Origin of the sequence: Streptomyces anulatus, from assembly GCF_000721175.1 — a bacterium.
GTDB lineage: Bacteria > Actinomycetota > Actinomycetes > Streptomycetales > Streptomycetaceae > Streptomyces > Streptomyces anulatus_C.
The window spans coordinates 154,145-171,682 of record NZ_JOEZ01000010.1 but is presented as its reverse complement, the minus strand read 5'-3'; the positions used below and the strand labels follow the sequence as shown (position 1 = coordinate 171,682).

The window sequence follows — 17,538 nt, the reverse complement described above, 5'->3', positions numbered from 1 at the left end:
GGCCCCGGTCGCCCCGGCGCCGGTCGCCCCCGCCCCGGTCGCCCCCGCGCCGCCGGCGCCGCCCGCTCCCGCGGCCCCGCCCGTCCCGGCACCCGTACGGCTGACCAAGGTCACGCTGACGAAGAGCGCGCCGTCCGTCTCGCTCGCCAAACAGGGCGGCACCAGTGGCGCACTGCGCGTCAACCTCAACTGGGAGGTGCGCAAGCAGTTCAAGGGCTGGGGAGCCAAGCTCGGCCGGGCCGTCGCCATGCACGCCGATCTCGACCTCGACCTCTGCGCCCTGTACGAACTCGCCGACGGCCGGAAGGGAGTCGTGCAGGCGCTCGGAAACGCGTTCGGTTCGCTGAGCCGGCCGCCCTTCATCCATCTCGACGGCGACGACCGCACCGGCGCGCTCTCCACCGGCGAGAACATGACCATCAACCTCGATCACAAGGACCTGCTGCGGCGCGTACTGATCTTCGTCACCATCTACGAAGGCGCCCGGAGCTTCGCCGATCTCCACGCCACGGTCACCCTCCAGCCGCAGGACGGCGCGGCCATCGACTTCTCCCTCGACGAGTGCACCGTGCCCTCCACCGTCTGCGCCCTGGCCCTGATCACCAACAACGGCGGCGACCTCACCGTCCTGCGCGAGGCCCGCTACCTCGTCCCCGAGCGGGGCGTGAGCCCGCAGCGCACCATCGACGCCGCCTACGGCTGGGGCATGAACTGGACGCCCGGCCGCAAGTGATCCCCCGCGCCCGCCCGGACCGGCCGCCCGCCTCCCGGCGGCGTCACCGGTCGGGCGCGGCCTCCGGGCGCGCGTAGGTACGGCCCTTCCAGGCGGCGCCCCGCCCCCGGTAGTGCTGCACCGCCGAGTCCACCGTCATCAGCAGGTACAGCACCGCCGTCAGCGGGAGCAGCGGGCCCAGCCAGAGCGACTGGCGGTAGTACGCCAGCATCGGCAGATACGTCGCCGTCATCACCGCCCACGCCGCGCCGCCCGCCCAGGCCGCCGCACCGTCACCCGTCAGCACCCCCGCGACCAGCGTCGTGGGCGGCGCCACGTAGACGAGCAGCAGCCCCGGCACCGTTCCCGCCAGCAGCAGCGGACTGTGCCGCAACTGCGCGTACGCACTCCGCGCGACCATCCGCCACAGGTCCGCCAGCCGCGGATAGGGCCGCACACTGTCCACCCGCTCCGCGAGCCCCAGCCAGATCCGGCCGCCGCTGCGCCGCACCTCCCGCGCCAGCGACACGTCGTCGATCACCGCCTGCCGGATCGAATCAGGGAACCGTGCCCGCTCGGCGGCCTCGGTGCGCAGCAGGACGCAGCCCCCCGCCGCGGCCGCCGTCCGCGACCGGGCCCGGTTCACCCGGCGGAACGGATAGAGCTGCCCGAAGAAGTAGACGAACGAGGGCACCACAAGGCGCTCCCAGACGCTCTCCACCCGCAGCCGCGCCATCTGCGACACCAGGTCGAAGCCGTCCGGGCCCCCCGGGCCGGCCGCGGCCACCAGATCGCGCAGGCTGTCCGGCTCGTGCGCGATGTCCGCGTCGGTCAGCAGCAGAAAGTCTGGTTTGTCCCGCCGGGCCACCGCGATCCCGTGCCGCAGGGCCCAGAGCTTGCCCGTCCAGCCCTGCTCCGGCTCCCCGGGCGAGACGACGGTCAGCGGCAGCCCGCCGTACCGGGCGGCCAGGTCGCGGGCCAGCTGCCCGGTGCCGTCGCTGCTGCAGTCGTCGACGAGGATGACCCGGGCGTCCCCCGGATAGTCCTGGACCAGCAGCGACGGCAGGCTCACCGGCAGCATCTCCGCCTCGTCGCGGGCCGGCACCACCACCGCCACCGACGGCCAGCGCACCGGGTCGGTGCGCCGGGGGAGCCGCTGGTCGGTCCGCCAGTAGAAGCCCTGGCCCAGCAGCAGCCACACCCACGCGATCAGCGAACCCACGGCGATCCAGGCAACGGCGCTCATCCGCGGAAGTCTGCACCACTGAGCCCGGTCCGCAAGGGCTGTCGGCTAGGGTGACCGGGTGAAGATCGCGCTCATGGACTCCGGAATCGGCCTGCTGGCGGCAGCGGCCGCAGTGCGCCGCCTGCGGCCCGACGCCGAACTCGTACTCTCCTGCGACCCCGGCTCCATGCCCTGGGGGCCCCGCACCCCGGAGGATGTGACCGCCCGGGCGCTGGCGGTGGCCCGCGCCGCGGCGGCCCACCACCCCGACGCGCTGATCGTCGCCTGCAACACCGCCTCGGTCCGCGCCCTGCCGGCGCTCCGCGCCGCGCTGGAGCCCGCACTGCCGGTCATCGGCACGGTCCCCGCGATCAAGCCCGCCGCCGCGGGCGGCGGCTCCGTCGCCATCTGGGCCACCCCGGCCACCACCGGCAGCCCTTACCAGCGCGGACTGATCGCGGACTTCGGCGGCTCCGCCGAGGTCACCGAGGTGCCGTGCCCCGGGCTCGCCGACGCCGTGGAGCACGGGGACGAGGCCGGGATCGACCGGGCCGTCGCGGCGGCCGCCGCCCTCACCCCGCCCGACGTGCGGGCCGTCGTCCTCGGCTGCACCCACTACGAGCTGGTCGCGACCCGGATCCGCGACGCCGTGCAGCGGCCCGGCCGCCCGCCGCTCGCCCTGCACGGTTCCGCCGGTGCGGTCGCCGCCCAGGCGCTGCGCCGGATCGGCGCGGCCCCCGCCCCGACGGCCGAACCCTCCGGCACGCTCACCGTGCTCCAGGGCGGCCGCCCCGCCGGCCTGCCGGAAGCCGCTCTGACCTACGCCGAGGGCCGGATCCTGACCGCCGCGGCCCCCGTCCGCTGACCGCGCTTCTCGTCCGATCGGCCCTCCGCATCCCCGGCCGGGAGCCCGGAACGCGGCTACGCTGCTGAATATGACGGACCACCCCGAGAGTGCGAGGCACGGGTCGGGCCAGGCGCCGCCCACGGTGTGGAACGGCCGCGCCAGCAACCGGATCCAGTGGGTGCCGGCCCTCGCGGGCGCGGGCTGTGTGGCCCTCGGCATCGAGCTGGCCGTCGACGGCACCTGGACCTCGGGCGTCGCAGCGCTGCTCATGTCGGTGATCGGCTGCCTCGCCGCCGGACTGCTGATCCTCTTCGGAACGCTCGCCTTCGTCCACGTGTCCGTCAAGGTCGACGGGGACAGCCTGGAGGTGCGATGCGGCCACGCCGGCCTGCCGCGCCGCCGGATCCCGCTGAGTCACGTGACGGCCGCGGATTTCGTTCCCCGGATCAACCCGCGCCAGTGGGGCGGCTGGGGCTACCGATGGCGCCCCGAGCAGGGCACCGCCGTCGTGGTCCGCAAGGGCGAGGGCATATCCCTGCGCCTCGGCGACGGACGCACCTTCACCGTCACGGTCGACGACGCGGAGACGGCCGTACGGTTCATCCGGCAACGCCTGCACCTGCCGGCCACCGGCGACCTGCCCGGCGACCGACCGCGCCGCCCCGCGCCGTAGGCGGAGCCGCCCCGCAGCCGCGCGCGTGTCCCGGTGCCGCGCAGGTCAACGCCGCCGCTCACCGCCGCCCACCGTAGACTCCGCCGGGTGAGCGCCACCATGACTCCCGTCGACGACCCGCCGCCCCCCGCAGCGTCCCCGGTCACCGGACTGCTGCCGCGGCTCCTCCGCCCGGCCGCCGCCGTGCTGTCCGGACTCCTGCTCTACGCGAGCTTCCCGCCCCGCCCCCTTTGGTGGCTCGTGCTGCCCGGATTCGCCCTGCTGGGCTGGGTGCTGCACGGGCGCAGGCTCCGGAGCGCCTTCGGCCTCGGCCTCCTGTCGGGCCTCGGCTTCATGCTGCCGCTGCTGCACTGGACCGGTGAGGACGTCGGGCCGGTGCCGTGGCTGGCCCTGGCCGCCGCGGAGGCGCTCTTCATCGCCGTGGGGTGCCTGGGCATCGCCGCGGTGACCCGCCTCGCCTACTGGCCGGTCTGGGCGGCCGCGGTCTGGGTCCTGGACGAGGCGGTCCGCGCCCGGATCCCGTTCGGCGGCTTCCCCTGGGGCAAGATCGCCTTCGGCCAGTCCGAGAGCGCCTTCCTGCCGCTCGCCGCGCTCGGCGGCACCCCGCTGCTCTCCTTCGCCGTCGTGCTGTGCGGCTTCGGGCTCTACGAGGCCGTGCGCCGGTTCGTCGCCTACCGCAGGACCGGAAAGGTCCCGCGCGCGGCCGTCGTCGGCGCGGCCGTGAGCGTCCTCGTACCGGTTGCCGGGGCCCTCGCCGCGCTGCCCCTGGTCGACGCCTCGGCGGAGAACGGCACGGCCACCGTCGCCGCGATCCAGGGTAACGTGCCGCGCCTGGGCCTCGACTTCAACGCCCAGCGCCGCGCCGTCCTCGACAACCACGCCCGGCGCACCACACAGCTGGCCGAGGACGTGCAGGCGGGCAAGGAGAAGCAGCCCGACTTCGTGCTGTGGCCGGAGAACTCCTCCGACCTCGACCCCTATCTCAACGCGGACGCCCGCCAGGTCATCGACGAGGCAGTCAAGGCGATCGGCGCCCCAACGGTCGTCGGGTCGGTCGTCGAGAAGGGCTCCGACAGCCTCCGCAACACCCTGATCGAGTGGGACCCCGACCAGGGCCCGGTCGACACCTACGACAAGCGGCACATCCAGCCGTTCGGCGAGTACATGCCGATGCGCACGGTGGCCCGCTTCTTCAGCGAGGACGTCGACCGCGTGCAGCGCGAATTCGTCCCCGGCACCGAGGTCGGCGTCTTCGACCTCGCAGGGACGAATGTGGGGCTCGTGACCTGTTACGAGGCCGCCTTCGACGACGCCGTACGCGACACCGTCACGCACGGCGGACAGATGATCGCCGTGCCCAGCAACAACGCGACGTTCGGCCGCAGCGAGATGACCTACCAGCAGCTGGCCATGTCCCAGGTGCGGGCCGTCGAGCACGGCCGGGCCGTCGTCGTCCCCGTCACCAGCGGGGTCAGCGCGGTGATCCGCCCGGACGGCACGATCGTCGAGAAGAGCGGGATGTTCACCCCCGACGCCCTCGTCGACGAGGTCCCGCTGCGCTCCTCGCTCACCCCCGCCACCCGGATGGGCCCCCTGCCCGAGGGCGTCATCGCGCTGCTGGCCCTGGCGGGCCTGGGCTGGGTGAGCGTCGCGGCGCTGCGGGCACGCCGGAGCGAGGGGACCGCGTAGGAGCACCCGATCCGGCCGCGTAGGCTCCGATCCATGGCTACTCCCGACTTCATCCGTGAGATCCGCGCCACCGCCGGGCATCAGTTGCTCCTGCTGCCCGGCGTGACGGCCGTCGTCCTGGACGACGAGGGCCGCGTGCTGCTCGGGCGGCGCGCGGACACCGGGAAGTGGTCGGTCATCGGAGGAATCTCCGAGCCGGGGGAGGAGCCGGCGGCGACGGCGGAGCGTGAGGTGCTGGAGGAGACCGGCGTCCACTGCGTGGCCGAGCGGGTGGTGCTCACACAGGCGCTGGAGCCCGTGCAGTACGCCAACGGCGACCGCTGCCAGTATCTCGACGTCACCTTCCGCTGCCGGGCGACCGGCGGTGAGGCGCGGGTCAACGACGACGAGTCGCTGGAGGTGGGCTGGTTCCCGCTGGACGGGCTCCCGCCGCTCGGCGAGTTCGCCCTGTTCCGGATCAAGCAGGCCCTCACCGAGGGCCCCGCCTGGTTCCAGCCCACCCCGCGCACTCCGTGACCTCCTAGGGCGTGTTTCGAAAGGAGCGCCGTCCGCCCGCCGAGCAGGCGGGACTTACGAAACACGCCCTAGTTCACGGTGAAGGTCCCGGTCGCCCCGGTGAACGGCGTGATCTTCCCGAGCACGCTCTTCGTGTCCCCGTGGTGCACGATCCGGTAGGTGCCGGGTGCGGTGTCCGCCGCGATGTCCCAGGTGACCGTGGCCTTCGAGGTGCCGGTCAGACCGTTGAGCCGGGTCCAGCGGTAGGTGGTCTCCCAGTCACCGTCGTCCAGCACCCGCGTCCACGAGCCGTTCTCCAGCCGCTGCACCTCCAGGAAGGTGGAGCCCCGGCGGACGTTGTTCTTCGGGTGGCCGGTGGCGAACTCGACGGTCGCGGTGGATCCGCGCGCGTACCAGGCCTCCGGGGCTTTCAGGACCGCGCCGAACGCCTTGCCGGCGGGCGGGTTGTCGTACACGACCCCGGTCTGGAAGGTGAACTGCCGCCCCGACTCGTCCGGCGGCGCCGTGCCCCGCTCCAGGTCGGTGCCCTCGCGCAGGGACTCCGCGATCCGGGCGTACTCCTGCTGGTAGGCGGGCAGGGTGTAGCGGCCGTACAGCGTGGAGCCGCCCTCGTAGTTCTGCGTGTCGTACTCCTCCGGCGTCGTGACGTACTGGCTGTAGGCGTTGGCGTACCCCTGGAGCAGGACGCGGTCGAGCGGGACGCCCAACTGCTCGGCCACCGTGCGGCGCACGCGCAGACCGGACGTGATCGTGAACTCGCCCGGAGCGGCCACCAGGTGCAGCTCGCCGATCTTCATGATCTGCAGGGGGAGGCGCTTCGGGGTGACCGGGTGGACGTTGCTCAGCAGGCCCGTCGGGATCAGGCTCGCCTTCGGGTACTGGCAGGTCTGGAGCCAGGACGGGGTGTCGATGCGCAGCGCGTCGATGATGCCCGCGACCGGGGTGCGCGTGCCCTCCTCGAAGCCGGGGATCGCCGGACCGTCCTCGACGCTGCCCGCGAGCGTGGACGCGCCCACGACGGCGGGGCAGGTGCGGTGCTCCTTTCCGTCCGGGGTGTACTCCGGGCGTACGGTCACGTTCTCCATGTCGACATAGGCGAGCCGGGAGTCGACGCCTCCGGCGACCGGCCGGGCGTCGTCGTAGATCTCGCGGGCCTTGTCGAGCTGGCGCTCGCCGATGATGCGCGTGTTCTCGAACTCGTCCTCGGTGGGACCCGATCCCGGCTTCAGGTTGAGGTTCGGCGACATGTCACCGGCGTTGGTGTTGGGGAAGGCCGCGACAAAACCGGGTGTGTCGTCGAGATGGCGCACGCCCTCGTGGTCGTGCTCCCAGGCGTGGGCGGCATATCCCTTGTTGTCGGGGCTGATGAGCGTGTTCTTGTTGGTGATCGAGGTGTTGTGGGTGGCGAACCAGCTGATCGCGCCCGCGTCCTCGTCGCCCTGCTTGAAGCGCAGCACGGTCATCGCCGGGTCGATCGCGCCGGGGAAGGCCGCCCGGTCGGAGGCTGGATTGCGGTCGAACGCCTCCCGGGAGCGGTTGACGCTGGCGTTGGTGAGGGCCCCCGTGCCCAGGCTCATCGTGCCGGGCTTCAGATCCTCGTGCGCCTCGGCGACGGACTCCGCGATGCCGTCGACGATCGCCCGGTAGGTCTCCTTCTGGAAGCCGAGGACGGAGAGGTTGTAGGCCACGTTGTGGGAGTGTCCGCCGGGCCCCGAGTGGGTGTGGGTGGCCGACAGCAGGACGTTCTCCTCGTCGTACAGGCTTCCGTGACGCTCCTTCAGCCGGGCGATGACCCCCTGCTGCACGGACTGGAAGATCATCGCGAGGTCGGCGTTGACGTACACCACGCGCTTGCCGCTCGACCGGTCGACGACGACGAAGGCGCGCGACCTCTGCCGCTGGTGGATGCCCGAGGTCCTCTGGTCGAAGCTGGAGTAGCCCATCATCCCGGTCTCGGCGGCCTCGCCCGTGACATCGGCGATGCCGCGCCCGACGAGGTAGTCCCCGTCGTCGGCGGTGTGCGAAGCGGACGCGGGGGAGGGAGCGCCCAGGGTGACCGCTCCGAGGGCGGCGGCGAGCACCGCGACGGGGAGCCTGCGCCGGGAGCGGCGGGTGGTGGGGGGTGGCATGGATCCTCCTGGGGCGGGAGACGGGGATGCCCGGGCCCGGTCGGCGGCTCACCGACGTGGAGGGGCCGGGCAGTGCCCCGACCGTAGAGGAGGGTGACCTGCGTCGCATAGATGTCTACCGGCCAGTAAAGCGGTGCGCCGGGTACGTCTCCCCCCTGAGTCGGCCTTCCGGGCCGCCCCTCCGGCTGGTGCGGGAACAGCCGTACGACGGTGCGATAGTGGGGGCGCGTCGGCAAGCGGCCGACCGGAGGGGGCGCCGTACTACGAACTCGCCGACCGGCTGGTCATCGGGATCGCGTCGAGCGCGCTCTTCGACCTGACCGAGTCGGACGCGGTCTTCCGGGAACAGGGCGAGGAGAGCTACCGCGCCCACCAGGAGCAGCAGGTGGGCGACCCGCTCCGCCCGGGGAGCGTGTTCCCCTTCATCCGCCGCCTGCTGTCGCTGAACGACCTGAGCGAGGTGAACGACCCGCTGGTCGAGGTCATCGTCCTGTCCCGGAACGACCCCGACACCGGGCTGCGGGTCATGCGCTCCATGGAGAGCCACGACCTGCCCATCAGCAGGGCCATCTTCATGCAGGGCCGCTCGCCCCACCGGTTCATGCCCGCCCTCAACATGTCCCTGTTCCTGTCGGCGAACGAGAGGGACGTCCGCGAGGCGGTCGCCGCCGGGCTGCCCGCCGGGCACGTCTTCGACGACCAGCACGGCCACCTGGAGAGCACCTCGCGGACCACCCCGAGCGTGCACGTGCCGTTCGGGAAGCTCGACGAGCCGGCGGCGCCTGCGGCCCGGAACGCCTGAACGCGCAAGCCTCCGTCAGCCTCAGTCGCGTGGGCCGGGCTCAGTCGGCGCCCTCCGGCCGGTGGACCGTCACCTCCCCGTGCGCCGCGAGGGCGGCTCGCAGGTCGAGGGGGGTGCGCCGCAGTGTGGCGTCCAGGAAGGACAGCGTGGCCGAGGCGGTGATCCTGGGTCCTTCCGTACGCCCCAGGGAACCGACGACGCCGGGGACGGGCGGCAGGTAGAGCGGGGCGTCCGTGAAGGTGAGGTGCGCGGCCCCGGGAACGGTCAGCCGGTAGCTCGTCGCTTCGCTGAGCTCCAGCACCCGGGTGAGCCGAGGCAGGTAGTCCGGGTCGGTCCCCGGCCCGATCTCCTGGGTCAGGGCCAGGACGGGCTGCTCGAAGCGGTCACCGACCCGTCCGTGCGGAAAGCCGTCCAGATCGACGACCGCGTCGAACCTGCGGTCCTGACGGGCCGCCTGCAGCGCGGCCGCGCCCCCGAGTGAGTGCCCGGCAGCCGCTGCCCGCCCGGTGTCGAGCCGTCCGGCCAGCGGCCCCACGACCTCGCCGCAGTCCAGCCGCTCCAGCCTGCTGAGCACCGCCCGCAGGTCCGCGGCGCGCGTCCGGGTCCACCCCTCCGCCAGCGCCTCGTCCTTCGCCCGGTCACCGGTGGCGGAGACCTCGGTACGCAGGGTCCGCCCGTCCGACAGGACCACGGCGGCCGAGTCGTAGGGGTGGTCGACACCCGCCACGACGTAGCCGTGGGAGGCCAGTTCCTCCGCCCACGCGGTGTTCTGGGTGCGCACACCGCCCAGCCCGGGCGAGAACACCACCACCGGGAAACGTCCGCCGTCGTCCGCCACCGGTGCACCGGGCACCGCGTGGCTCCGGGAGCGCGGCAGGGAGTCGAGCAGGAATCCGGGGACCCCCACGTAGTCGGCCAGCGCCGAGGAGACCGTACGCGCCTCCGCCTCCGTACGCCCGAGGTACGGTGCACGCCGGGCGTCCGGAGCACTCCGCCCGGCGGGGTACCAGAGCTGGGTCACGAGCGTGCGCCGCTCGTCGCCCGGGCCGGTCCCGTCGGGGCGCGCGGACCACTCCAGGACCTCCGTCCCGACCGGGAAGCGCCCCGACGGCGCGGGGAACTCCGGCACCGGGAACGCCCACGCGGACACGGGGCCCGTCGCGACGAGAGCGACGCCCGCCACGGACCCGGGCAACGCCAGCCACCACCGGGCCCGCCACGGTGTCCGCCCGGCCCGCCTCGACAGCAAGGGAGCGAGGGCGGCCGCCGCGGCGACGGCCGCCACGACGACCACCGGGATCATCTGCCAGCGCAGCCCCGCCAGGACGAGAACGGTCACCGACCCCACGAGCAGGGCTCCCGCGGCGATCGTGGCCGGATCCCGGAAGCGTCCGGGAAGCCAGCGCGCCAGTACGAGGACGACGGCGCCGAGCACCATGAGGGCTTCCGGGGCGGACAACGGCAGCCCCGCGATCGTTTCTGTCATGCGGTCATCGTCCGGTCCGGTACGGGCCCGCCACATCGCGCTCACGTCGCGACCGTGTGCGACCTGAGGCGCATACGCCGGCGGCCCACGTCATCCCGTACGGGTATCCACCGCACCGACGGATCGGATCGGACCGGAGCCGCTCCCGCGCTCAGCAGCCGAGCGTGACCGCCTGGTTCCACGCGTCGTACCTGATGTGGTCGCCGTCCCGGCCGTGCGGCCGCACCTGGTAGGTGTGCGTGTCACCGACGCACGGCAGACCGGTCGAGTAGGTGCCGTGAACGCGCCGTCCTCCCAGAACTCGGCGGTCTTCACCAGACCGCCGTCCCGGTGGAGACGCACGCAGGTCTTCGCGCGACCGTCCGGAGGCAGCGTGGAACGGTTCCACGGAGCCTCGGCCCAGACATGGTTACCGGTGTGCTGCGGGTTGCGGGCGCTCACCGTGCACTGACCCAGGGCCTCGGCCTCCCGCCGCGGTCGCCGGAGCCGCGAGCCCGCGGGATGCGCCGCGCCGCGGCCGGTGAGCCGGGCGGACGAGCTCGGTGGCCTGCCTTCGCTGCGTGCCGCCGGGCGGCGGGGTACGGTCACCATCAGGGCCCTGGCCGGTGAGAATCCGGTCAACGGCCTTGTACGGAAAGTGAGTGGAGGAGAGACATGAGCGTCGACGATGACGATTTCCGCCGCCGGATCCGGTCCGACGTTCCCCACTCCGCGCGCGTCTGGAACGCGTGGCTGGGCGGCAAGGACCACTACCCGGTGGACCGGGAGCTGGCCGACGTGGTGAGCGCGGCCTACCCGCAGATGGTCGACATCGCCCGTGCCTCACGCGCCTTCCAGATCCGCGCGATCCACTACCTGGCCTCGGCGGGGGTACGCCAGTTCCTGGATGTCGGGACCGGGCTTCCGGTGGCTAACAGCACGCACGAGGTGGCGCAGAGCATCGCGCCCGAGTCGCGGATCGTCTACGTGGACAACGACCCGATCGTCCTGGCCCACGCCGAGGCGCTCCTGACCAGCGCCCCGGAGGGCCGCACGGCCTACGTGGACGCCGATCTGTCCGCGACGGACACGGTGGTGGACGAGGCGGCGAAGACGCTCGACCTGTCCGAGCCGGTCGCCGTGCTCCTGCTCTCGACCCTCGGGCACCTCGATCCGGCCGAAGGCGTCGACGTCGTCCAGAGCTATCTGTCCCGGATGCCGTCCGGCAGCTGTCTGGTGCTGTGCGACACGGTGAAGACACCGCAGACGCTGGCGGCCCAGGAGGCTTACGCGTCCGGAGACAACCCGCCGTATCTCGTCCGGGAGCCGGAGGAGATCACCCGTTGCGCCGAGGGGCTGGAGCTGGTCGAGCCGGGGTTCGTCCCGATCGACCGCTGGCGGCCCGAGGAGGACGACACGGTGCCGGTCGACCAGTGGGGTCTTGTGGCTCGTAAGCCGTAGCCGTAGCTCCGGTCGTATGGCGGAGGCGCGGCGCGGCTGCCGAGGACGCGGGCCCGAACGGAGACGTCCGGGCCCGCGGTGCCGCGGTTCAGCCGTTCCGCCGCCGTGTGGCCGTGTCCTCGCGCAGTCGGCTGGTGTGGCGGGTGAGTGAGTCGAGGCGGTCCGCCAACTGCCGGTGCTCCGGAGCGAGATGCGGATGGAGCGCGGTGAGCGGCGTGACCAGGTCGGCGGCGTCTTCGCCGCCGAGCGCCTGCCGCAGCAGTTGCAGCGACGGGTCCGCCGAGGCCGGCAGGTCGGCCAGCGCCGTGATCTGCCCGGCGAGGGACCGCAGGTCCGCCGCGTTCCGCCGGGCCCATGTGGTGATCGACCGGTCTCCGGCCCGGCGGTCCCGCGTCGCCTGGACCCGCTGCTCACCGGTGCTGCCCGCCGAGCCCGGACGCAGCCGCAGATAGCGTCGCTCGGCGGCCTGACGGCTGGCGACGCCGAGCGGGTCGGCGAGGTCGGCCCAGCTCGCTCCCGCCGCTCGTGCCGCCTCGATCAGTCCGGTCTCCCAGCCGGCCAGCCGCTCCCGCACTTCGCGCAGCAGCTGGAGCGATGCCAGGGCCTGGGTCCGCTCCGTGTCCGGCGCGGACCCGGCCGCCTCCTCGGTGTCGGTGTGGGCGTCGCGGACCGCCTCGTCGATGGCCTTGAGGGCCGCCGACGCCGCGAGGAAGGAGACGGCGGCCGGATCCGGCCGGCGGGCCGGCTCGGGCTGGGCTGGTGAGGACACGAATGCTCCTTGAAGTGCTCGAAGACTCTGTCATCCTTTCGGCGACATCTTCAGTTGTCATCGGATGGATGACATGTTACAACGGTGTCAAGTGAAAAGCGCGGGCTGTCCGCCCGATCGACCGGAGGTGTTTCCGCCATGCTGATGCGTACCGATCCCTTCCGCGAACTCGACCGGATCACCGAGCAGCTACTGCGTCCCGGCACCTGGTCGCGCCCCTCGGCGATGCCGATGGACGCGTACCGGGAGGGCGACGAGTACGTGGTGGCCTTCGATCTCCCCGGTGTCTCGCCGGACGCGATCGACATCGACGTCGAGCGGAACATGCTGACCGTCAAGGCCGAGCGCCGACCGGCCGTGAACACCGACGACGTGCAGATGGAGCTCTCCGAGCGACCGCTCGGTGTCTTCTCCCGGCAGATCGTCCTCGCGGACACGCTCGACACCGAACGCATCGACGCCGACTACGACGCCGGTGTGCTGACGCTGCGCATCCCGATCGCCGAACGCGCCAAGCCGCGCAAGATCGCCATCGGCGGCGAGTCGCGGCGCAAGGAGATCAAGGGCTGACCGAGGTCCGTCCGCGACAGCGGCGAGGGCCGGGACGGACCTTCCCTTCCTCTTCCGGTCCCGGCTCCCGCCCGCACCACCCGAGGAGGCGGCTGCGGTGACTCTGCGGTGGGAGGCGTTCCTGGACCGGGTCCGGGAACGCGGAAAGTACGAGACGCGCACGGAGGCCGAACGCGCCGCGCGCGTCGTCCTGGCCCTCCTCGGCGCACATCTGGTCGGCAGAGAGCGGGCCGAACTGGCCGCCCGGCTACCGGAATCCATGGCGCTGATCCTGCTCAACCCGCTCCAGGCCGCCGAACCGCTCTCGCCGGAACGGTTCGTGCGGGCCACCGCTGCCTGGATCGAAGGGGCCGGCGAACAGACCGCGCAGTGGGACGCCGGAGCCGTCCTCAGCGTCGCCGCGGAAGCGGCGGGCGAGGAACTGACAGGGCGCATCCTGCTTCAACTGCCGCCCGGGTATGACCTGCTCTTCGGCGGGCATCCGAAGAGCGCCTGATCCTGTTCGAGCAGTACTGACGAGAAGGGCTGCTGCCACGATGATCCACGAGCCCCGGAACGCCGGTGCGCCGGCGGACTCCACCGGCGACCGGCTGCTGGAGAAGATCCGGTACGAGGGGGCCTATCCGACGCGCGAACGCGCCGAGGAGAGCCTGCGCGCTGTGCTGAGCGCGCTCGGCCGTCAGGTCACCGGCGACGAACGCGTCGCGCTCGCCGCCGTACTGCCACGACAGGCCGCGCTGGTCCTCACCGCCGAAGCCCCTGCGGTGAAGCAGCTCTCCGGAGCCGCGTTCGTCCGCGATCTCGCCGAGCGCACCGGAGGTACTCCGGCGACCGCGCGATGGGACGCCGGTGTCGTCCTGAGCCAGATCGCCGCGCTCGTGGGCGACGACCTCGTCGCTCGGGTCATCGGCCGACTGCCGCCCGGCTACGCGCTCCTCTTCGGCCGCGCCGAACTCCTCGCGCAGGCCGCCTGATCCGAAGGGTTCGCGGCGGCACCGGAACGGCGGTCCGGGCCGTGAGACGCTGCTTCGACGGGACGCCGGGCGCTGATGTGAAGCGCCCGGCGTCCCGTACGGCGGCGTGGAGGAGCTACCGGCGGATCGTCACCGGCTCGATCTCCGCGTTGTTGTGCCGGCGCGCCCAGTTCTCCAGCGCGACCCGGCAGGCGTGGTCGAGGTGGCGCAGTCCGGTCAGGTCCAGCTCTATGGGCTGGTCCTGCGGGAGCTTCTCCAACTGCTCCAGGATGCGGGGGAGCCGAAGGAAGGTGGCGTTCCCGGTGAGGCTCACCACGACCCGGCCACCGGTGAGCTCATGGGTGGTGAGCTGGACGTGCGAGGTCTCCCAGGCCGACTTGACCACGGCCAGCAGCAGGCCGAGCACGACCCCCTCGAAGAGGTTGGTCACCACGATGGCGATCGCGGTGACCGCCAGCAGCACGGCCTCGCCCCGGTGTTCGCGCCACAGTGGGCCGAACTCCTTTGCGGGCACCAGCTTGCACCCGGCGTGAACGAGGACCCCGGCGAGCGCGGCCAGCGGGATGATCCCGACGGCGGCGGGCAGCAATGCGGCGAAGAGCAGCAGCCACAGGCCGTGGGCGATCCGGGAGAGTGAAGTCGTCGCCCCGGCCTGGACGTTGGCGGAGCTGCGGACGATGACCGCGGTCATCGGCAGCGCGCCGAGCGCCCCGCAGATGGTGTTGCCGACGCCCTGGGCCACCAGCTCCTTGTCGTAGTCGGTGCGCGGTCCGTCGTGCATCCGGTCGACAGCCGCCGCGCTGAACAGGCTCTCGGCCGAGGCGATCAGGGCGAAGGCCAGGACCGTGCCGATGACCGCCACATCGGCGAGCCGGGCGAACTCCGCCCCGCCGGGCAGATCGATGGCGTGCAGCAGCCCGTTCACATCGGCGACCGCCGGCCGCAGGCCGGCCAGCGAGGCGACGGCGGTGGCCAGGGCGACCGCGGCGAGGGGCGCCGGGACGAGGCGCGCGGCGGCCGGGAGCTTCGGCCACAGCAGCAGCACGGCGACCGTACCGGCGCCGAGGCCGAAGGCTGTCAGGGCCTCCTGGTGCGTGACGATCTCGACGGCGAGACCGGGGAGTCCGGCCAGCTTGGCGAGCCCGCTGCCCGGCTGTTCGGTGTCGGCCATGGCATAGACCTGGCCCAGCACGATGATCAGGCCGATGCCGGCGAGCATGCCCTGGACCACGGAGACGGAGATGGCGCGGAACCAGCGGCCGAAGCGCGCTACGCCCAGCACCATCTGGAGCAGCCCGGCGGCCAGCACGATCGGGCCGAGTGTGCTGAGGCCGAATTCCTTGACCGCCTCGTAGACGAGCACGGTGAGCCCGGCCGCGGGCCCGCTGACCTGGAGCTTGCTGCCCGGCAGGAAGCCGACGACGAGCCCGCCGACGATACCGGTGACCAGGCCCAGTTCGGCCGGTACTCCGGAGGCGACGGCGACGCCGAGGCACAGCGGAAGCGCGACCAGGAAGACGACGAGCGACGCCAGCAGGTCGCGCCGCACGACGTGGGGGTTCTTGAGTTCCTTCGCGGAGATCACGGTGGATTCCCTTGTGGGTACGGTCGTGCCCGGAGGGGGCCGGGCGCGTGAGGGTGGTGGGGGGAGGGAAGCCGTCAGAGGCGGGCGAACTCGGTCCCGCGCTCCGGCCGGTGCACGCTGACGGAGCCGGTGTCCACCTCGTAGTACCAGGCGTGCAGGCCGAGGGTGCCCTCGGTGAGCCGCTCACGGACCGCGGGGTAGCTCCGCAGCGTGTGCAGCTGGGCGAGGGCGTGGGCCTGGATCGCCCCGGGGAGGTCGGCGGGGTCCGCCGCCGGGTCCCTGCCGTCCGTGGAGTGCTCCAGCCAGTGGCGGACGGCGGGCATGGCGGAGAGGTCGTCGCCGCGGAACACGGCGCCCACCGCGCCGCAGTGGGAGTGCCCGCACACGATGATGTCGCGCACCTGGAGCATGCGCAGCGCGTACTCGATGGTCGCGGCCTCACCGGTGGGCCGGTCCTGCGCGGGGTAGGGCGGCACGATGTTGCCGGCGGTGCGGAGTTCGAAGAGCTGGCCCGGGCGGGCACCGGTGAACAGGGACGGGACGACGCGTGAGTCCGAGCACGTGACGAAGAGTGCTTCGGGGGTCTGGCCGTCCGCGAGACGTGCGAAATCCTTTGCGTTCGCGGCGACGTGCTCGGTGAATGTCCGGGCGTGGTCTACGAGGGATTGCATGGTGGCCTGCCTCCTGCATCCGGCAGTGCCGGGGAGCGGTGTGGTCGGGTCATATTGACGAATGCGCTGTTTGTGTCCGTATGAATGTTCGGAAAGGGAGAGGCGTCTCACCTCGCGGTATGCCGGATGGCAGCCGTCATGAGTCCCACTCCGGTCGCTCCTCGCGGATACGACTACAGCTGAGCATATAGACCAGAACTTTGCTATCGCATTACCTTCTCGTGAAGGAACGCGAATGCGCCATCCATGTCATTCATTCGGCTTGTTCTTTGTGATAGCCAATGGGCGGAGTGGGCGCGAGGGAACGCTGTGCCGTCAGATGCGCCGGCCGTGCAGGAAGAGGTGCGGCTCGGGTGCGCCCGCCGGGTGATCCGGAGTGAACAGCGCGCTGTGCGCCCAGTCCACGGCGATGCCCGCCCGCGCGGCCAGAGCGGTGAACTCCTCGGCGCCGAAGCTGGAGACCCGGACCGGCTGCCCCATGAACACCGCGTCGACGCCCGCGACGTCCACCGGTACCGTCGCCACGGCCAGCAGTCCGCCGGGCCGCAGCGACCGGGCGAGCCGCCCCAGCAGCTCGCCCTGCTCGCCGCGCTCCATCTGCAGCAGCGAGAAGTACACACAGACCGCGTCGAACTCACCCTCGGGCAGGGGGAGATCACGGATGTCCGCGCACCGGAACTCGGCTTCGGGCACCTGCCGCGCCGCGAGCGCGGTCATCACCGGTGACACATCGACCCCCAGCACCCGGTGCCCCGCGTCCGTCAGGGTCTGCGCGGTGGGCCGGCCCGTCCCGCTGCCCACGTCCAGCACCCGGCTTCCGGGGGCGAGGTCCGCCAGCAGCCTCTCCAGCGACTCCCGGTGGGCGGCCGAAGCGGCGAAGGCCCGTTCGTACTCCGCGCCCAGTGCGTCGAACACAGCCGCGGCCGGACGTCCGCGACCGTTGTCCGCCGGTCCCTGGCCGTCATGGAGAGCTCCGCTGTCACCCGGTCCCTGGCTGTCACCCATCGACGCGATCCCTCCGTGCTCCGGCGGCTCGGCCGGGATCCGCGCACCCGGCCGCTGTGAGCGTCCCCCCGCGAGCGGCTGAGTATGCCGGTCCACCACTCCTGAGTACGTACCCCGATGTCGCGGTCCCCGGGCCGCTGTTCGATGGCCGTATGACCTCCGAAGCGCCGCGCCGCCCCCGTATCCAGCACGTCACGACCGCCGGTTCCGCCCTGGCCGTCACGCTGCTCCCGCTGGTGGTCGGCGTGTTGCTGGCCAAGAGCATGGCGGCGGACCCGATGACGTCGGTGAACGCACTCGTCACCAACGGCGGGCACCGTCCTCGGGTGTCGCCGAAGGAGTGGCGCCGGTGCGGCGGCCATGCGCTGCGGCGGCTGCGGACCGTCGAGCAGGCCCTCGTCCGCACCGGTACACGCTGACGCCGCCCGGCCGGTGAGGTCCGGCC

General features: G+C 72.5%; 18 protein-coding genes. 11 read left to right on the top strand and 7 right to left on the bottom strand.

Features of this window, described 5'->3' with window-relative positions; translation table 11 throughout:
- Positions 1 to 733 (top strand): TerD family protein (locus tag IG90_RS0113690; protein WP_030582758.1); only part of this gene is annotated, 733 nt, incomplete at its 5' end.
- Between the two features lie 43 nt (positions 734 to 776).
- On the opposite strand, the gene IG90_RS0113685 is transcribed toward IG90_RS0113690, so the two are convergent.
- Positions 777 to 1,958, bottom strand: a complete 1,182-nt coding sequence (locus tag IG90_RS0113685; protein ID WP_030582755.1) for a glycosyltransferase — start codon at positions 1,956 to 1,958, stop codon at positions 777 to 779.
- Between the two features lie 58 nt (positions 1,959 to 2,016).
- Between IG90_RS0113685 and IG90_RS0113680 the strand changes: the two genes are divergently transcribed.
- The 4 genes from IG90_RS0113680 (at position 2,017) to IG90_RS0113665 (ending at position 5,662) form a co-directional block, all read left to right on the top strand.
- The gene (locus tag IG90_RS0113680) at positions 2,017 to 2,802 is read left to right on the top strand and encodes a glutamate racemase (RefSeq protein ID WP_030582753.1); all 786 of its coding nucleotides are present in this window, start codon (positions 2,017 to 2,019) and stop codon (positions 2,800 to 2,802) included.
- A gap of 70 nt (positions 2,803 to 2,872) precedes the next feature.
- A complete protein-coding gene (locus IG90_RS0113675; RefSeq protein WP_030582749.1) occupies positions 2,873 to 3,457 on the top strand; it encodes a hypothetical protein in 585 nt (194 codons plus the stop codon).
- Between the two features lie 99 nt (positions 3,458 to 3,556).
- Positions 3,557 to 5,146 carry an apolipoprotein N-acyltransferase gene (gene lnt / locus IG90_RS0113670; RefSeq protein WP_030582747.1) on the top strand — a complete coding sequence of 530 codons (1,590 nt, stop codon included), beginning with the start codon at positions 3,557 to 3,559 and terminating at the stop codon, positions 5,144 to 5,146.
- Between the two features lie 33 nt (positions 5,147 to 5,179).
- A complete protein-coding gene (locus tag IG90_RS0113665) occupies positions 5,180 to 5,662 on the top strand; it encodes an NUDIX hydrolase (RefSeq protein ID WP_030582744.1) in 483 nt (160 codons plus the stop codon).
- 68 nt (positions 5,663 to 5,730) lie between these two features.
- Here the strand turns inward: IG90_RS0113665 and IG90_RS0113660 are convergent, their stop codons facing one another.
- A complete protein-coding gene (locus IG90_RS0113660; RefSeq protein WP_030582741.1) occupies positions 5,731 to 7,791 on the bottom strand; it encodes a neutral/alkaline ceramidase in 2,061 nt (686 codons plus the stop codon).
- A 133-nt stretch (positions 7,792 to 7,924) separates the two neighbouring features.
- Between IG90_RS0113660 and IG90_RS0113655 the strand changes: the two genes are divergently transcribed.
- Positions 7,925 to 8,593, top strand: coding sequence for a 5'-nucleotidase (locus IG90_RS0113655; RefSeq protein WP_233435951.1), 669 nt, complete (start codon positions 7,925 to 7,927; stop codon positions 8,591 to 8,593).
- Between the two features lie 40 nt (positions 8,594 to 8,633).
- On the opposite strand, the gene IG90_RS0113650 is transcribed toward IG90_RS0113655, so the two are convergent.
- A complete protein-coding gene (locus IG90_RS0113650; RefSeq protein WP_106972916.1) occupies positions 8,634 to 10,079 on the bottom strand; it encodes an alpha/beta hydrolase family protein in 1,446 nt (481 codons plus the stop codon).
- A gap of 654 nt (positions 10,080 to 10,733) precedes the next feature.
- On the opposite strand from IG90_RS0113650, the gene IG90_RS0113645 reads away from it, so the two are divergent.
- Complete coding sequence (locus IG90_RS0113645) at positions 10,734 to 11,519, top strand: SAM-dependent methyltransferase (RefSeq protein ID WP_030582732.1); 786 nt, start codon at positions 10,734 to 10,736, stop codon at positions 11,517 to 11,519.
- Between the two features lie 88 nt (positions 11,520 to 11,607).
- On the opposite strand, the gene IG90_RS0113640 is transcribed toward IG90_RS0113645, so the two are convergent.
- Entirely contained in the window at positions 11,608 to 12,288 is a 681-nt protein-coding gene (locus tag IG90_RS0113640; RefSeq protein WP_030582729.1) for a hypothetical protein, read from the bottom strand.
- A 138-nt stretch (positions 12,289 to 12,426) separates the two neighbouring features.
- On the opposite strand from IG90_RS0113640, the gene IG90_RS0113635 reads away from it, so the two are divergent.
- The 3 genes from IG90_RS0113635 to IG90_RS0113625 all read left to right on the top strand — a co-directional run bounded on the left by IG90_RS0113635 (position 12,427) and on the right by IG90_RS0113625 (position 13,832).
- A complete protein-coding gene (locus tag IG90_RS0113635) occupies positions 12,427 to 12,858 on the top strand; it encodes an Hsp20/alpha crystallin family protein (protein WP_030582726.1) in 432 nt (143 codons plus the stop codon).
- 97 nt (positions 12,859 to 12,955) lie between these two features.
- On the top strand, positions 12,956 to 13,354 hold the full coding sequence (locus IG90_RS0113630; RefSeq protein ID WP_030582723.1) for a DUF2267 domain-containing protein: 399 nt from the start codon (positions 12,956 to 12,958) through the stop codon (positions 13,352 to 13,354).
- Positions 13,355 to 13,394: 40 nt separating this feature from the next.
- The gene (locus IG90_RS0113625; RefSeq protein WP_030582721.1) at positions 13,395 to 13,832 is read left to right on the top strand and encodes a DUF2267 domain-containing protein; all 438 of its coding nucleotides are present in this window, start codon (positions 13,395 to 13,397) and stop codon (positions 13,830 to 13,832) included.
- A 115-nt stretch (positions 13,833 to 13,947) separates the two neighbouring features.
- On the opposite strand, the gene IG90_RS0113620 is transcribed toward IG90_RS0113625, so the two are convergent.
- The 3 genes from IG90_RS0113620 to IG90_RS0113610 form a co-directional block, all read right to left on the bottom strand.
- Entirely contained in the window at positions 13,948 to 15,417 is a 1,470-nt protein-coding gene (locus IG90_RS0113620; RefSeq protein ID WP_030582719.1) for a SulP family inorganic anion transporter, read from the bottom strand.
- Between the two features lie 74 nt (positions 15,418 to 15,491).
- Positions 15,492 to 16,088: a carbonic anhydrase gene (locus tag IG90_RS0113615; RefSeq protein ID WP_030582715.1), complete on the bottom strand. Its 597-nt coding sequence runs from the start codon at positions 16,086 to 16,088 to the stop codon at positions 15,492 to 15,494.
- Positions 16,089 to 16,403: 315 nt separating this feature from the next.
- Positions 16,404 to 17,093, bottom strand: a complete 690-nt coding sequence (locus tag IG90_RS0113610) for a class I SAM-dependent methyltransferase (protein ID WP_030582713.1) — start codon at positions 17,091 to 17,093, stop codon at positions 16,404 to 16,406.
- 152 nt (positions 17,094 to 17,245) lie between these two features.
- On the opposite strand from IG90_RS0113610, the gene IG90_RS0113605 reads away from it, so the two are divergent.
- Positions 17,246 to 17,512, top strand: coding sequence for a hypothetical protein (locus tag IG90_RS0113605; protein ID WP_030582710.1), 267 nt, complete (start codon positions 17,246 to 17,248; stop codon positions 17,510 to 17,512).
- Positions 17,513 to 17,538 lie beyond the last annotated feature (26 nt).

Coding starts and splice junctions, on each gene's coding strand:
- IG90_RS0113660 (WP_030582741.1), bottom strand. CDS start 7,791: ATGCCACCCCCCACCACCCGCCGCTCCCGGCGCAGGCTCCCCGTCGCG.
- IG90_RS0113615 (WP_030582715.1), bottom strand. CDS start 16,088: ATGCAATCCCTCGTAGACCACGCCCGGACATTCACCGAGCACGTCGCC.
- IG90_RS0113675 (WP_030582749.1), top strand. CDS start 2,873: ATGACGGACCACCCCGAGAGTGCGAGGCACGGGTCGGGCCAGGCGCCG.
- IG90_RS0113605 (WP_030582710.1), top strand. CDS start 17,246: ATGACCTCCGAAGCGCCGCGCCGCCCCCGTATCCAGCACGTCACGACC.
- IG90_RS0113665 (WP_030582744.1), top strand. CDS start 5,180: ATGGCTACTCCCGACTTCATCCGTGAGATCCGCGCCACCGCCGGGCAT.
- lnt (WP_030582747.1), top strand. CDS start 3,557: ATGACTCCCGTCGACGACCCGCCGCCCCCCGCAGCGTCCCCGGTCACC.
- IG90_RS0113625 (WP_030582721.1), top strand. CDS start 13,395: ATGATCCACGAGCCCCGGAACGCCGGTGCGCCGGCGGACTCCACCGGC.
- IG90_RS0113610 (WP_030582713.1), bottom strand. CDS start 17,093: ATGGGTGACAGCCAGGGACCGGGTGACAGCGGAGCTCTCCATGACGGC.
- IG90_RS0113685 (WP_030582755.1), bottom strand. CDS start 1,958: ATGAGCGCCGTTGCCTGGATCGCCGTGGGTTCGCTGATCGCGTGGGTG.
- IG90_RS0113650 (WP_106972916.1), bottom strand. CDS start 10,079: ATGACAGAAACGATCGCGGGGCTGCCGTTGTCCGCCCCGGAAGCCCTC.
- IG90_RS0113645 (WP_030582732.1), top strand. CDS start 10,734: ATGAGCGTCGACGATGACGATTTCCGCCGCCGGATCCGGTCCGACGTT.
- IG90_RS0113635 (WP_030582726.1), top strand. CDS start 12,427: ATGCTGATGCGTACCGATCCCTTCCGCGAACTCGACCGGATCACCGAG.